At 49.3% G+C, this 13,551-nt stretch carries 15 protein-coding genes; 3 read left to right on the top strand and 12 right to left on the bottom strand.

The features are described 5' to 3' along the window. Position 1: 1 nt before the first annotated feature. From IQ294_RS09350 to IQ294_RS09320, 7 genes are all read right to left on the bottom strand, one after another. Complete coding sequence (locus IQ294_RS09350) at positions 2–574, bottom strand: sulfurtransferase TusA family protein (protein WP_203333763.1); 573 nt, start codon at positions 572–574, stop codon at positions 2–4. 128 nt (positions 575–702) lie between these two features. Beyond that, a complete protein-coding gene (locus IQ294_RS09345) occupies positions 703–999 on the bottom strand; it encodes a rhodanese-like domain-containing protein (RefSeq protein WP_203333762.1) in 297 nt (98 codons plus the stop codon). 19 nt (positions 1,000–1,018) lie between these two features. Further along, complete coding sequence (locus tag IQ294_RS09340; RefSeq protein ID WP_203333761.1) at positions 1,019–1,384, bottom strand: rhodanese-like domain-containing protein; 366 nt, start codon at positions 1,382–1,384, stop codon at positions 1,019–1,021. Positions 1,385–1,406: 22 nt separating this feature from the next. Continuing rightward, a complete protein-coding gene (locus tag IQ294_RS09335; RefSeq protein ID WP_203333760.1) occupies positions 1,407–1,886 on the bottom strand; it encodes a DsrE/DsrF/DrsH-like family protein in 480 nt (159 codons plus the stop codon). A 151-nt stretch (positions 1,887–2,037) separates the two neighbouring features. Then, on the bottom strand, positions 2,038–2,298 hold the full coding sequence (locus IQ294_RS09330; protein WP_203333759.1) for a metal-sensitive transcriptional regulator: 261 nt from the start codon (positions 2,296–2,298) through the stop codon (positions 2,038–2,040). 170 nt (positions 2,299–2,468) lie between these two features. Further along, a complete protein-coding gene (locus tag IQ294_RS09325; protein ID WP_203333758.1) occupies positions 2,469–3,578 on the bottom strand; it encodes an MBL fold metallo-hydrolase in 1,110 nt (369 codons plus the stop codon). Between the two features lie 71 nt (positions 3,579–3,649). Then, positions 3,650–4,033, bottom strand: a complete 384-nt coding sequence (locus IQ294_RS09320) for a DUF302 domain-containing protein (protein ID WP_203333757.1) — start codon at positions 4,031–4,033, stop codon at positions 3,650–3,652. Positions 4,034–4,311: 278 nt separating this feature from the next. Here IQ294_RS09320 and ytvA point away from each other — a divergent pair, with 278 nt between their 5' ends. Beyond that, positions 4,312–5,106 carry a YtvA family blue-light photoreceptor gene (gene ytvA, locus IQ294_RS09315; RefSeq protein WP_203333756.1) on the top strand — a complete coding sequence of 265 codons (795 nt, stop codon included), beginning with the start codon at positions 4,312–4,314 and terminating at the stop codon, positions 5,104–5,106. A 50-nt stretch (positions 5,107–5,156) separates the two neighbouring features. On the opposite strand, the gene IQ294_RS09310 is transcribed toward ytvA, so the two are convergent. The 4 genes from IQ294_RS09310 to IQ294_RS09295 all read right to left on the bottom strand — a co-directional run bounded on the left by IQ294_RS09310 (position 5,157) and on the right by IQ294_RS09295 (position 8,324). Further along, positions 5,157–5,876 (bottom strand): nucleotidyltransferase domain-containing protein, encoded by a 720-nt coding sequence (locus IQ294_RS09310; protein WP_203333755.1) that lies wholly within the window; start codon positions 5,874–5,876, stop codon positions 5,157–5,159. Between the two features lie 45 nt (positions 5,877–5,921). Next, positions 5,922–6,515 (bottom strand): kinase, encoded by a 594-nt coding sequence (locus IQ294_RS09305; RefSeq protein ID WP_203333754.1) that lies wholly within the window; start codon positions 6,513–6,515, stop codon positions 5,922–5,924. A gap of 476 nt (positions 6,516–6,991) precedes the next feature. Further along, positions 6,992–7,765, bottom strand: a complete 774-nt coding sequence (locus IQ294_RS09300) for an anti-sigma factor (protein WP_203333753.1) — start codon at positions 7,763–7,765, stop codon at positions 6,992–6,994. Then, complete coding sequence (locus IQ294_RS09295) at positions 7,758–8,324, bottom strand: RNA polymerase sigma factor (RefSeq protein WP_203333752.1); 567 nt, start codon at positions 8,322–8,324, stop codon at positions 7,758–7,760. The genes IQ294_RS09300 and IQ294_RS09295 overlap by 8 nt, the downstream gene beginning before the upstream one ends. Before the next feature lie 254 nt (positions 8,325–8,578). Between IQ294_RS09295 and IQ294_RS09290 the strand changes: the two genes are divergently transcribed. After that, positions 8,579–9,910, top strand: a complete 1,332-nt coding sequence (locus tag IQ294_RS09290; RefSeq protein ID WP_203333751.1) for a hypothetical protein — start codon at positions 8,579–8,581, stop codon at positions 9,908–9,910. A 24-nt stretch (positions 9,911–9,934) separates the two neighbouring features. Continuing rightward, positions 9,935–10,903: a class F sortase gene (locus IQ294_RS09285; RefSeq protein ID WP_203333750.1), complete on the top strand. Its 969-nt coding sequence runs from the start codon at positions 9,935–9,937 to the stop codon at positions 10,901–10,903. A 220-nt stretch (positions 10,904–11,123) separates the two neighbouring features. Here IQ294_RS09285 and IQ294_RS09280 read toward each other — a convergent pair whose 3' ends face one another. After that, on the bottom strand, positions 11,124–13,379 hold the full coding sequence (locus IQ294_RS09280; RefSeq protein WP_238942730.1) for a putative bifunctional diguanylate cyclase/phosphodiesterase: 2,256 nt from the start codon (positions 13,377–13,379) through the stop codon (positions 11,124–11,126). Positions 13,380–13,551 lie beyond the last annotated feature (172 nt).

The raw sequence follows: 13,551 nt of genomic DNA, 5'->3' as shown, positions 1-13,551 counted from the left end.
TTTAAAAACCTCCTGTTTGTTCGGTTGCGCCGTCCCATTGCGTCATGCCTTCGACAGCATTTTTCACACGAGTGAATCCTTTATCAGCCAGCTGTTTCGCTGCAAAATCACTGCGGTTGCCTGTGCGGCAGATGACAATCACTTCTTTGTCAGCGTCGAGTTCTGCACTGCGCTTTTCCAGTTCGCCAAGCGGGATGGAAACTGCGCCTTCGATATGGCCGAATGCATATTCCGCAGGTTCGCGGACATCCAGTACGATGACATCATCCCGATTTAATTCCTGTTTCAATTCAGCGTTCGTTACGGTATGCGGGAATTTAATTTCTTCTTTTTCTTCACTTTGATCCGCTTTGCGCAAATAATGCTTCAGCACATCGCCTTCTTCAGATGAACCAAGATATTGGTTGCCGCTGCTTTTCGCCCAGGCCTTCATGTCAGCCAGAGAGCCTTTGTCAGTTGCCTGTACTTCAATCACCTGTCCCGGTTCCATCTCATTCATCGCTTTTTTCGTGCGGACGATCGGCATCGGGCATGCAAGCCCTTTTGCATCCAATAATTTATCTGTTCGAATCATTCTAATTCCTCCTGCTTTACCCTCGGGGGTATAATTAAAGTTAAAATTTTTTATAAATAAACCATCTAACGTTGGTATTTCTCTAAGCGCCGAAGCGAAATATAGTTGTAACCTATTTCTTTCAAAAATTATTCAGTCGGCCCGTCCCAGTCCAGCATACCGCCTTCCATATTGATGACGTTGTAGCCGCGGCTATCCAGAATTCCTGCTGCCATCCCGCTGCGTCCGCCTGAACGGCATACCATGATGTGTTCTTTCGATTTATCGATATCCTGCAGGCGGAACTCGATCAGTCCGAGCGGAATATTCACTGCGCCTGGAATTTTCCCGGCTTTCACTTCTTCAATTTCACGCACATCAATGATGGATGCGTCTTTATGTGTATTCATATATTCTTGCACTTCTTTTACAGTCATTGTTTTCATGTCGTATTCCTCCTCCAGTTTACGGGCGGTAGCTTCCCATGCCGCCTCGGACGTTGATCACATTTTCAAAACCGTTTCTTTTCAGGATTGCTGCTGCCTTACTGCTTCTCATGCCGCTTTGGCAGATGACAAACGTTTCTTTATTCTTATCAAGTTGACCGATGCGTGCCGGCAGCTCATTCAATGGAATGTTCTTGAATTCCTTGAGGCGGTTGGCTTTGAACTCGCCAGGCGTCCGGACATCGATGAATTGCTTATCCCTCTTCTTCAATTGCGTTTTCAATTCGTCAGTGGAAATGGATGTTACACCTTTTGCCGGCGCCATGGCGCGGTAAGCGATAAAAACGATTACCGCTCCGATTAAAACGACTAACCAAGTATCCATTGTTTCCCTCTTTTCCTTCTATTTAAATGAACAAGTTGACGTTGCCGTCTTCTGCATCTGCAAGATATGCGGCTACACCAGCGTAAGTCACGTCATCCAGCAATTCTTCCTGCTTCAATCCAAGGAGATCCATCGTCATCGTGCACGCTACAAGGTTAATCTCTTGTTCCTGCGCCATTTCGATCAGTTGCGGCATTGTCATTGCATTATGTTCTTTTATAACGTGTTTGATCATTTTCGGCCCCATGCCCGCCATGTTCATGTTGGAAAGTCCGAGTTTATCCGCACCGCGCGGCATCATCTTCGCAAACATTTTCTCCAGCATATTCTTCTTCACTGCCGGCGGGTTGTCTTTCCGGAGCGCGTTCAATCCCCAGAATGTATGGAAAATCGTCACTTCGTGATCATAGGCTGCTGCCCCGTTCGCAATAATGTAGGCCGCCATCGCCTTGTCGTAGTCTCCGCTGAATAATATGATGTTCGTTGATTTTTTCTGTTCCAATCAAAATCTCTCCTCTATTTACCCCCTGGGGTATAAAAATTATTAAATAAAAAAAGTTCACCGGCTTGAGTAACTAAGGAATAAAATACCTCCAGGGGTATATTAACATCCGAAATGAAAATTCGTCAACTCGAAAGTTTGACGAACTTTCTTAGCGGCTTTTTACAAGCAAGCTGACTGCATCTTTTACAAGCTGATCCGTGCTTTCGCCTTTGTTGACACTGTCGCGTACACATTGTTCCAGGTTTTCACTGACGATTACGCCGATTGCGCGGTCAACGGCACTCCGGACAGCAGACAATTGCGTTACCACATCGCGGCAGTCGTCGTTTTCCTCCACCATGCGCAGCACGCCTTTCAGCTGTCCTTCAATTCGCTTCAGGCGATTCTGGACTTGTTTATCGTACTCCATTATTTTTGCCTCCCTGTATGGAATCTCTTAACTTTATGTCCCGATTATATACCCCTCAGGGTATGAATTCAAGCATTTGGCTCATCCATTAAAAAACGGACAATCCATCCGCCTGCAGTCAGTTTAAAATCCCAGCTTGCCAGCGTCAAGAATTATCCGTGCCTTCTATATTATACTGCGCAATTATTCGGACCTGTTTCCATTTCTTTCTCTTCATCTGCCGGCGGATGGATTTTGCCCATATTCGTCTGCCGGATATCTTCATAGGCATTCGGCTGGTCTTTCAAACCTTCCGTCACCCGTTTGATAAACTTCGCTTCGTCTTTTATCTGCAGGCCCTCATTCTCTTTATAAAGGACAGACAGCTTTTCGGATACACTGCCCTCTTCATTCAGTTCACTGATTTCCGCATAATGGGCAGGGAGCACCAGTAAATCGTCAGCTAACTTTTTATAGCGGCTGTACAGGGTTTCATACAAATCGTTGGCCCAGTCGGCAGCTTTGCCGGCAAGATCGGGGCGCCCGATCGATTTAACGAATAAAATATCACCAGTCAGCAGATACTTATCGTCAACAACGAATGTCGTGCTGCCGATCGTATGCCCCGGAGAGTATACGGCTTCAATCACAGCGCTGCCGACTTCAAGTTTCAGGCCATCTGTCACCGGTTCATAGCTGAAAACGACTTCTTCAGCATCATCCGGCGGGAGGTAATATGCGGCACCGCTTGCATCCGTCAGCTTTTTGCCCCCTGAAATATGGTCGGCATGCAAATGCGAATCGATGACGTATTTAATGTTCAGGCTTTTCTCACGCGCAAATTGCTCGTAATTCTCCGTCATGCGGCTGGCGTCGACCACGGCCGCTTCCCCGTCTGATTCGACCAGGTACGACAGGCAGCCTTTGCCCAGACGGACGAACTGGTAGATTGCGCCGCCTTTCACATCGCCGATCTTGACCGTTTCCAGCTGTTCACTCCAGGCAGCCATCCCGCCTTCGACCGAGTACACATTGTCAAAACCATTATCCTGTAAATAAGCGGCCGCTCTTTGCGAAGTGTTCCCTTTTGCGCAAACTGTATAAAGCGTCCGATCCTCCGGCAGCTGTTTCAAATCAGAACCATTCAACTCTTTGAAAGGTATATTGATCAATTGAACATGATCGCCTTCGATTTTCCAGTCTTCCGCTTCCTCTTTACTGCGGACATCGAGTACATAAATCGGCTCGTTCTGAAAAACCTCTTGCGCCACTTTCTTCGGTGATACGGATTTCACTGTCATATACACAATTCCTCCCTGCGAATGGATCGTTTATTACCGTGCGGGGTATATCGAGAGCTAAAATTTTTAGTTCAGACCGTCTTGTCGATACAGCCAATCAATCTTTTCTCAATATCCACAGCGATTTCTTTGATGGCATCATTTTCAACCATTTGAATCAGCGCACTCGGTTTCGGCATGCCGATTTTCGTCGTCCCTTTTTCTTCGTAAACGACAATCTTGCAGGGCAGAAAATAGCCGACAAGCAGATCTTCCGACAGTACCCGGTTCGCTTCCTGCGGGTTGCATACTTCCAAAATCGTATACGGCGTACTGAAATCGGTCCCTTTTTCCTGCAGCTTCGCCGTCAAATCGAAATTCCACAGCACCCCGAATTTCTCTTCCTTCAGGTTCTCTTCCAGGTCCCGCACCGCTTCGTCCCGGCTTTTATTCGTTTCCACTGTGTAGTCAAACATCATCATGCTCCTCTCTGAATGTGGTTTATCATCTTCCTTCTAAATTCCCTGATGAAAGCGAATAAAACATGTTCACCCCGGATTGCCGTGACTCCGGCCCGTTTCCATATTTCTGGACAAGCGGCAGCTGCTGTCTGTAAACTTAACGTTGAAGATACACTGAATAATTCGACTCCATGCCGCTGACAAATATTCTTATACGGAGGCACCAATATTCCCGACTCTCCGGTCAATTTTTTTGCAATCCTACTATTATAAAAAGACTGGAGAATAATGCGATGAAACATTTAAGTCCCGACACTCAATCCGCCCTTTTTGAGGCGATGCTCGACGGCAGCCAGGTTGCCACTGCGGTGACAGACCCGCAGCAGCCTGACAATCCCATCATTTACACCAACCACACATTTGAAAAATTAACCGGCTATGGCCGGGAAGAAATCATGGGGAAGAATTGCCGCTTTCTGCAAGGCGATGAAACCCAGCAGGATGCCGTCCGCCAAATACGGGAGGCCATCTCCAATACGGAGCCGGTCACTGTCGTATTACGGAATTTCCGCAAAGACGGCACACCGTTCTGGAACCGTTTGAATATCGAACCGGTCACCATCGAAGATCATCTTTATTTCATCGGCACCCAGACCGATATATCGGTTGAGGAAAACCAGCGGCTTCTGCTGATCGAGCAGGAAGACGAGATCAACCGCCTGATGCTGCCGATTTTGCCCATCAACGATAACCTCGGCGCTGTGACGCTTGTCGGCAAGATGAACGACGAACGTTTTTCAGTGCTGACCGACAAACTGAGTGAATACGTCCAAAAAAATGCGGTGCACCACATCATCATCGACATCTCAGGCGTGTTGTGGGAAGGCAGCTCTTTCATCCACCGACTGCTGATGATCCAGGACGTCCTGCGTCTGATGGGCGGAAAACTTTACGTCACCGGCATCAATGCGAAAGCCGCGATGGAAATTTCCAGCCTGCCGTTCGACAGCCAATCACTGACAACTTTTTCGACAGTCCGCCAGGCGATCGAACACTCCATCGGCATCAGCTTGGATGCAGACAAATAAGAATGGACCCCTCTCCTCCCGGAACTCGTTTCCGGGAGGACTTTTCAGGTTCAGGGGTTGCCGAGCGAAAACCCTTCGAACAGGCTGCCGCCGTACGGTTCCATAACGGCATCGGCCAGCCGGATAACTTTGTCTTTATCGTCAGTTCGGTAGTAGGCATCAAATGCTCGGACGAAACGCTCCGCGAAATCTTCATCATGCTGCTTTAATGCCCGGACGATCCATTTCGATGCGCCGATCCATTTGCCATGCGTCCTGAGTTCGAACTCCGCAACCAGTTCCGCCAGTGTTCCGGCAATGAACATCCCTTCCGAACGCTCCGTGCAGCCGATGAAATCATCCAGCATATCGGTCAGAAAATAGCGTTTGGTGCGGATGGTTTCCGGCGTCCAAAGGGCAGGCCCTTCTGCAAGCAATTGCGCCGCTTCTTCTTTAATGGCATCGACTACACCGCTGTCCCGCAAAACGGCTCCTTCCGCCACCATCCGCGGCAGCGACGGCCTTGCCCGTTCCGCGTCCTGCTGAAAATAGGCTTTATAGGACGTCAGGTTATGGACAAATACTTCAATCTGCCAGTCGAACGCCACCAGTGATTCCCGGTAGGAAGCCAAAGTATTCCCGTCAAACACGACAATATCCAGGTCTGACGTTGCGGTAGCTTCCCCTCTCACCACACTTCCGGCAAGCAGCGCTGCGTCGCAATCAGGAAAATACCTTTCGATGAACTTCTGCGCCGCTTCGAGCGGTGCTGTTTTATTGTATGCCGTCATTTCTTTTGTCTCCCTTTTGGCGGTCCGCCGGCAATTGTGATCCGATTAATTCCGGACAATCAAATCCGCACGTGTCTGCGGTTCTTCCACCTTTTCGTAATATTCCTCCGCTGGCCAATAGCGATTCTCGAATTTTTCCCGGTTGTGCTGAACAACCTCCGCCTCCCGCTCAATGCGCCTTTGCCGCGGACTGTCCACATAAATCACATAATCGCAAAAGCCCCGCCACTCCGGGCGCTGCAGAAAAACGCCCTCGATAATGATGACACCGGAATCTGGAAGAGAGATTTCCCGGCACTCATGCCGGTCCGCCTGCCCGTCGTAAAACGGCAGCGTCAGCTCATCTTCAGTTTTCAGCCGTTTGAAAAAATGTTCCCGCAGCCAACCGGTTTCCCATTGCAGCCCGTAGTATTCCAGCCACTCTTCTTCGCCTGTGCCGTAGCGCCGGGCTCTTTCGACGATCAAATCATCAAGATGGAAAATGACGGCCCGCACCCCCTCATTTTCAAACTGCCGCTTCAATTCGCCGGCAAGCGTCGTCTTGCCCGACCGGCTCATGCCGTCGATGCCGATAATCAGCCGCCTGCCGTTTTCAATCGGCGATAAATTGTCTATGATCCGCTTCATCATGTCTTTCATTTCATCTTCCTTTCAATCCATCCAAATTACCTTCTTTAATATTTCGCCTGGGCTTTGCACATTCCCTCTAAAATTTTTGATTGATGCAAATAAAACAGGCTCTTCTGCTGGAAGAGTCTGAAATTATTACCGGGGTGCCACCACATAAATTTTAATAATAGGGGCTTTAATAATGAAAAAGGCTTCGCGGATGCGAAGTCTTCCTTTAAGGGATTGGAGTTTTTCGCAAGGCGAAAAACGTCCGCTGTTGTTCTTGAATTTGGGGTTGGGGGTTATGTGGGCGAAAAAATTAACATTCATATCACAAATATATTGAGTTGAGCACAAAAGATGTTTTCCCGCGCATAAACATGTGTCTCCCGCGCATAAGTATGGTTCTCCCGCGCACAAACATCCCTCTCCCGCCCACAACCTCCACATTCAGCCCCCAGCAATAAAAAAACCGGCTGCACCCGGCAGCCGGTCTTCCTAAAAGTTTATAGTCCCGCGCTCAGCACCACTTGGCCCTGTGGCGATTCGTTGCCAGGCTGCGGTTCGAGTGTGATCGCGATGGTATCCCATTCTTCGGTGTTGTTTTCAATATTAAACAAAGCAGCGCCTTCTCCGTTGGCATTCGCCGTGAATGCGCCGGCCGGAATCGGATTGTCGCCTTCGATCAGCCAGACCTGATAGATCTGCTCGCCCTCAAGCGCAGCCAATTGTTCTGCCGTCACGACGAGATTCAAAGCGCCGTCAGCCTGCTCGATCACCGCGGCTGTCGCACCGCCGCCAAAACCTTCGCTCGGCTGCAGATCGATCGACTGGAACGCCGTCTGCGGCTCGGCCGGTGCCGGCTGTTCGTTCTGCAATTGCATGAAAGTATAAGCATTGCCGAGCAGTGACACCAATAGAGCGGCGGCAATCAGGGGTGTCCACCAGACCCGTTTGCGTTTCCGGTCAGTCACCGGAGTCACCGTCAATTCCGGATTGGCCGGTGCGCGGCCCATTTCGATGTCAGTCTTGCCCGGTTCTACAGCGGAAACGACCGGTACGGGTTCCTCTTCTTCCTCAAAAACATTCGCGAGAATCCGTGATTTCATGCCCGCCGGCGGTTCTTCCTGGTCTGACAGGTAAGGGAGCTGTCCGGTTGCGTCGACAATTTCCCGGCAGTCTTCGCATGTTTTCAAGTGTTCTTCAAATTCACGGGTTTCTTCTATAGAAAGTGTACCATTTAAATAATCCACCAATCCATCGCATAATTCGTTATTCATCGTAAGCCCCCTTTCCCTGCATTCCGTGCAGTGTTTTCTTTAATTTGCCGAGCGCCAGACGGATCCTGCTCTTGACGGTTCCGAGCGGCAGTCCGGACAGTTCGGCGATTTTTTCGTGTGTGTGGCCTTTAAAGTAAAATAATTGGATCATCTCCTGCTGTTCGGCGGATAATTGCGACACCGCCGCCTGGATGTGTTCTTTCTCTTCCTGCCATTCGGCCGTCCCTTCGACGCTTCGTTCCGCACTCGGCATTTCTGCAATTTCCTCCAGCCCCACGGTCGGCTTTTTGCGTTTGCGGATCAGGTCGATCGCCGAATTCTGCGCCATGCGGAACAGCCAGGAACTGAATTTCCCTTTGCTGTCGTCGTAATCGCCGACGCCCCGCCAGATTTTAATGAACACTTCCTGCAGCGCTTCCTCTGCGAGCTCACGGTCCTGCGTCATTTTATAAAGAAACGAAAAGAGGATCTTCTCATAGCGGTCGTACAGATCTTCCAGCGCATCCTTATCTTTTTCCCGGATGCGCGTGTAAAGCAACGTATCGGAACTTTTCTCCATCGCTGTTCTCCTTCGATTCTTGTGGCATAGTACAAGCTTACTACACCGGAGCATTCCGGAGAAAGAGGGACCGGTTTTATTTTCGTAAGCTTACCTATATAACGTACAAAGAGCCATTTTAGATCAGCCATGGCAATAAAATCAGCGGCTTATCAAAAGGTTTATTCCAATAAAAAATCTTTTTTCAAAAAAAGGTGATCTAAACCGGAAACCCGCCCGTTATGCCTGTAGAAACAAAAAAAGGAGTGTTGACGATGAAATTCAGAAAAGTTTTGGCACCGATATTGGGTACGGCATTATTGGTTCCGGGTATGGGCATGGCAGTAAGCGCGGAGGAAGGTTCTCCGGTGGAAACAACCGGGGTGGAACTTCGGGCAACACTGGATTCCCTGTTATCGGAGCATTACACACTGGCAGTCGATTCGATGATGAAAATCTACGAAGGTGACGCGGCAGCTGAAGCAGCCATGGCGGCACTTGATGCCAACACAGCGGACATGGAACCGGTCATCGCTTCCGTCTACGGTGAAGAAGGCGGAGCCGCTTTCGCAGAAATTTTCGATAAGCACAACACCGGGACCGATGAATATGCGATGGCCGTGAAAGCGGGAGACGAAATGGCACAGGAAGAAGCATTGGACACAGTGCAGTCGTTCGTAGATGAAATGGGTGCTTTCCTTGGATCCGCCACTGAAGGCAACCTGCCGGCAGAAGGTGCGACTGAAGCACTCCGCGCGCATGAAGATTTCGTCCAGAACACGTTCGACCTTTATGTAGATGGTGAATACGAAGCTTCCTACATGGCTTATCTTGACGGCTTCAAACAGATTTTCGGAGCAGGCAGTGCCATCAGTGGCGCCATTGCAGCACAATTCCCGGACCAGTTTTCCGATCCGAACACAGCAGCCGGCGACTTCCGTTCGACCGTCAGCCGCATTGCAGCAGAGCATTTCGCACTTTCACAATTGAGCATGGCAAAAGGCTTTAACGGAGCGGAAGATTTTGACTTTGCTGATTGGGCGCAAGACCAGAACACGGCAGAATTCAGTGCAGCCATCGCCTCTTTCTACGGAGATGATGCAGCTACTGCCTTCGCGGAATTATGGAATAACGAACATATCTCCATCCAAAGTGACCTGGCAGCTGCACAGGCAGATGGCAATGAAGAAGCGATCATGCAGGCACAATCCGCTTTGATTGAAACATTCGCCACTGACCTTGGAACTTTCCTAAGCACAGCAACAGAAGAACGTCTGCCGATGGACGAAACAATCGCGAATGTGGCAGCTCATGAACAATCGGTAGTGGACACATTCACACAATATGCATCTGGTGATTTCGACGCTTCATACAATACGTACCGTGAGGGTTACACAATCGTCTTCGCAATCGGTAAAGCATTGAGCGGAGCCATCGTTGACCAGTTCCCTGAAAAATTCGAAACAGCTGTACCAGAAAAAATGCCGGCTACAGGGCTTGGCGGCACAGCGAATGAATCCAGCACAATGATGATCTGGATTGCACTCAGCACACTTGTACTTGCAGGAGCGGGAACTATGACGTTTCGTCAGAGAAGACAGCAATAAGCAAACTGGAAAGGAGCATGGGCGATGAGACAATTTTGGACAATGGCAACAGCAATCCTCCTTTGCGGAGTGCTGTTTGTCATCCTCAAGCCGATGGCCGGGGAACCGACTTTTGAAGAAGACATCGCTCAGCTCAACCTTCCTGAAACGCTGGAACAAACACCGGCTGAGCAATTGGCCACCAATGAAAAAGTCGACAAAATCGCTGAATTCCCGATTCTTCCTGCACAGCGCGAAAAATTGCAGGAATTACAGAAACAGCGTCAGCAAAGCATCCAAGGCATGATTCCGGCACGGATCACCATTCCATCCATCGGCGTCGACGCATCCATTGAAGCGACCGGCGTACTCGACAACGGTGAAATGGGTGTACCTGAAGACATCAATCAGGCCGGCTGGTTCGAACCCGGCTTCAAAGTTGGCGCAAAAGGCCATGCCGTTCTTGCCGGACATGTCGATAGCCTGACTGGACCGGCCATCTTCTATCACCTGTCGAATGTCGAACCCGGTGAAACAGTCATCATCACAGATGGGGATGGCCGGAAAATGATCTTCAAGATCAATGAAAAAAACAGCTATCCGACCGATGAAGCCCCGATCGCCGATATCTTCGGCGCCTCGGACGGCCGGATGATCAATCTGATCACCTGCACCGGCACTTTTGACCGAAACACCGGTTCACATGAAGAACGCCTGGTCGTGACAGCGGAACTTGTATCCGATTCGAGCGTTCAGCTCCAGCAGCCGGAAGCACCGACAAACGTCACCGTAACGGCGTTCAATCTGTCATGGCATGCGGTCCGCGACGACGCCATCATCGGCTACCGCGTCTACGAAGAAGACATCGAAAGCGGCCAGATGACGAAAATCGCCACCGTCTCGCTGTTCGACCGGAAGAAAGTCGAGCTCGCAGCAGATCCAGCAAAACGCTATTACGTTTCATCGGTTGATGTGGATTTGAATGAATCGGAGAAGACGGCGGCTGGCGAATGACGGATATCCGCCGTTGGGGGAATATATCCGTCATTGAGCGATTATATCCGCCGTTGAGAAATTATATCCGTCATTGAGCGATTATATCCGCCGTTGAGAAATTATATCCGCCGTTGGGCGATTATATCCGCCGTCAGCTAATAAAACCGTGAAATCTGCGTCTCCCAAACTACAAGAGGGCTCCCCGCCATTCATCAGAATGGCGGGGAGCCCTCTTTCTTTATTTCAGTTGTCCAAGACGAGCTGCCATTAATTCTTCGAAGTCAGTCGCTGTGACCGGTTTCGAGAACAGATAACCCTGGCCGATTGTGCAGCCGTGTCCGAGCAGGACATTCACCTGATTTTCGGATTCGATTCCTTCAGCGACAAGCGTCATGTTCAGGTTTAATCCGAGGTCGACGATGGCTTTCACCATTGGGTTCAACGGATCCGCGTCCAGCTCATCCACAAAGGACTTGTCGATTTTCAATGTGTCGATCGGCAGTTTCTGCAAAACATGCAGAGAAGAATAGCCGGTTCCAAAATCGTCGATGGAAGCTTTGATACCCATCTGATGAAGGCCATCCAGAATGATGATGCTTTCTTTGATGTTTTGCATGATGCTTTCAGTAATCTCCAGCTCCAGATATTGCGAATCCAGAGCCGTTTCATCCAGAATCTGCTGGACAGTCCCCAAAAAATCCGAATGCCTGAACTGCAGAACGGAAACGTTGACCGATACCGTCAATGGCGGAAAGCCCATGTCCTGCCAAGCTCTGTTCTGCCGGCACGCTTCCCGCAGCACCCATTCGCCGATCGAAACAATTTGTCCGGTCTCTTCAGCGACAGGGATGAATTCGTCCGGGGACACCCATCCGAGAGACGGATGCTGCCAGCGCAGCAACGCTTCCATGCCGATGGTTTTATTGTTCCGAAGATCCACTTTCGGCTGATAATACAGCTGCAGCTGTTTTTTGGAGATCGCTTTTTTCAATTCAATCTCGATCGTCATTTTCCGTACATTGTCCTGGCTCATTTCAGCATTAAAAATACTGTAGCCATTTTTGCCGTTTTCTTTCGACAGGTACATCGCGGCGTCCGCATTCTTCATCAGCTCTTCCGCCGTATGGCCATGATTCGGAAATTTACTGATGCCGATACTCGGCGTAACATCCACTTCATATTCATCGATGGGCATGGACTCCCGGAAAAGAGCCAGCAAATTCTCGGCTGTCGCCACGCTTTGATTGTCTGTATCACCGATGATGACGATGACGAACTCGTCTCCGCCCATGCGGAACAGCAGCATATTGTCTTCGATGACCGTCTGCAGCCGTGCAGCCGTCTGCTCGAGTACTTTATCGCCGACATGGTGGCCGAGCGTATCGTTGATCACTTTAAACTGATCCAGGTCAATCAGCAGCAAAGCCGTCTCCCTCGTGGAATTCTCCGTTAGGACGCACTCGATCTCTTCCACAAAACTGCCTCTGTTGCGCAGATTCGTCAGCGGATCATGATAAGCGAGATACCGGTACTCATTCATCAAATGGCGGTTCTTCTGCTGAATATGCAGCTGCCTGCCGAGCACGAGGAAGAAAGTGAGCAATAATCCCAGACTGAGCGCATTGAAGTCAAAATCATAACTATTGGCAACCATCACCAGCAGGACGAGGATACTGTAATATGGAAAAGTTTCCTCCTGACCCCTGACCGGATTCTTTAAAAGCCAGACATCTTTCGTATCTCCCATCTTGCCGAAATAGCCTGCTAACCCGATATACATCGTCGACAGCAGCCACAGCAGATCGATCAGATGGCCCTGCTCGTAACTGCCATTGAATCCTGCATAGGCGAAAAGAAAATCAGCTGTGATCTGAAGGAAAAACGCAGCCACCAGGATCAGCAGCCAATCCCGTTTCCGGTCTTTCAGCATCTGATAGTACAAAATTGTGGCAATCAAGATGATCGACAAGTCGATGATCGGATAGACAACCGCCGTTGCGACGGAAATCCAGGTAGTTCCCGGCACGTCAACCGCTGGATTTATCAAGTATTGAAAACAGACGGCAATGACGGTAATCATAAAGACCGTGATATTGAAAATATAGGACGGCCCTGGGGATTCTTTCCGCAATTCGATCGCCTTAGCGATCAAGGCAGCCAGGAAAAAAAGATAACCCATCATCCAAATCAGATAAGAGGCGTCTGAAAAGTCCGGCGACCCGCGGAATAATTGATCATACAGCCATATCCAATTGGCGGCGATATAGATAATAAGACCAGTCAACAGCAGCACCCAAAAACTCCTTTGCCTGGGAATGGCGCCTCGATAGGCCTGAAAAATCCAGAAGATACCGGCCATCCCGACAAGGATTTCAAGCACATTGATGCCAGTGGCGACGAGCAATAGATTCCCTTCAAAATAGGAGGTCCAGCCGTAAAATCCGCCAATGACAAATATGAATAGTGAAATCGGAAAAACATTATTCTTAACCATCTCTATTCTTCCTTTCGCATCAAAAATACAGCCTATCAATAATTTTCGGCTGCCTTTTTTATATAAGAAGAATAATATTCAACTCTAAAACCCAGGCACTCAAATCTTTACCGGGTTATAATCGTCCAATTCCATTATCTTCATATAATTTATATTAACTTCTCCATTCAAA

The sequence above is a fragment of the Planococcus beigongshangi genome, from assembly GCF_016820495.1.
Taxonomy (GTDB): domain Bacteria; phylum Bacillota; class Bacilli; order Bacillales_A; family Planococcaceae; genus Planococcus; species Planococcus beigongshangi.
Note: the sequence above shows the minus strand (reverse complement) of the source record. Positions and strands in the feature narration are given on the sequence as shown.

Coding starts and splice junctions, on each gene's coding strand:
- IQ294_RS09350 (WP_203333763.1), bottom strand. CDS start 574: ATGATTCGAACAGATAAATTATTGGATGCAAAAGGGCTTGCATGCCCG.
- IQ294_RS09345 (WP_203333762.1), bottom strand. CDS start 999: ATGAAAACAATGACTGTAAAAGAAGTGCAAGAATATATGAATACACAT.
- IQ294_RS09340 (WP_203333761.1), bottom strand. CDS start 1,384: ATGGATACTTGGTTAGTCGTTTTAATCGGAGCGGTAATCGTTTTTATC.
- IQ294_RS09330 (WP_203333759.1), bottom strand. CDS start 2,298: ATGGAGTACGATAAACAAGTCCAGAATCGCCTGAAGCGAATTGAAGGA.
- IQ294_RS09325 (WP_203333758.1), bottom strand. CDS start 3,578: ATGACAGTGAAATCCGTATCACCGAAGAAAGTGGCGCAAGAGGTTTTT.
- IQ294_RS09320 (WP_203333757.1), bottom strand. CDS start 4,033: ATGTTTGACTACACAGTGGAAACGAATAAAAGCCGGGACGAAGCGGTG.
- ytvA (WP_203333756.1), top strand. CDS start 4,312: ATGAAACATTTAAGTCCCGACACTCAATCCGCCCTTTTTGAGGCGATG.
- IQ294_RS09310 (WP_203333755.1), bottom strand. CDS start 5,876: ATGACGGCATACAATAAAACAGCACCGCTCGAAGCGGCGCAGAAGTTC.
- IQ294_RS09305 (WP_203333754.1), bottom strand. CDS start 6,515: ATGAAAGACATGATGAAGCGGATCATAGACAATTTATCGCCGATTGAA.
- IQ294_RS09300 (WP_203333753.1), bottom strand. CDS start 7,765: ATGAATAACGAATTATGCGATGGATTGGTGGATTATTTAAATGGTACA.
- IQ294_RS09295 (WP_203333752.1), bottom strand. CDS start 8,324: ATGGAGAAAAGTTCCGATACGTTGCTTTACACGCGCATCCGGGAAAAA.
- IQ294_RS09290 (WP_203333751.1), top strand. CDS start 8,579: ATGAAATTCAGAAAAGTTTTGGCACCGATATTGGGTACGGCATTATTG.
- IQ294_RS09285 (WP_203333750.1), top strand. CDS start 9,935: ATGAGACAATTTTGGACAATGGCAACAGCAATCCTCCTTTGCGGAGTG.
- IQ294_RS09280 (WP_238942730.1), bottom strand. CDS start 13,379: ATGGTTAAGAATAATGTTTTTCCGATTTCACTATTCATATTTGTCATT.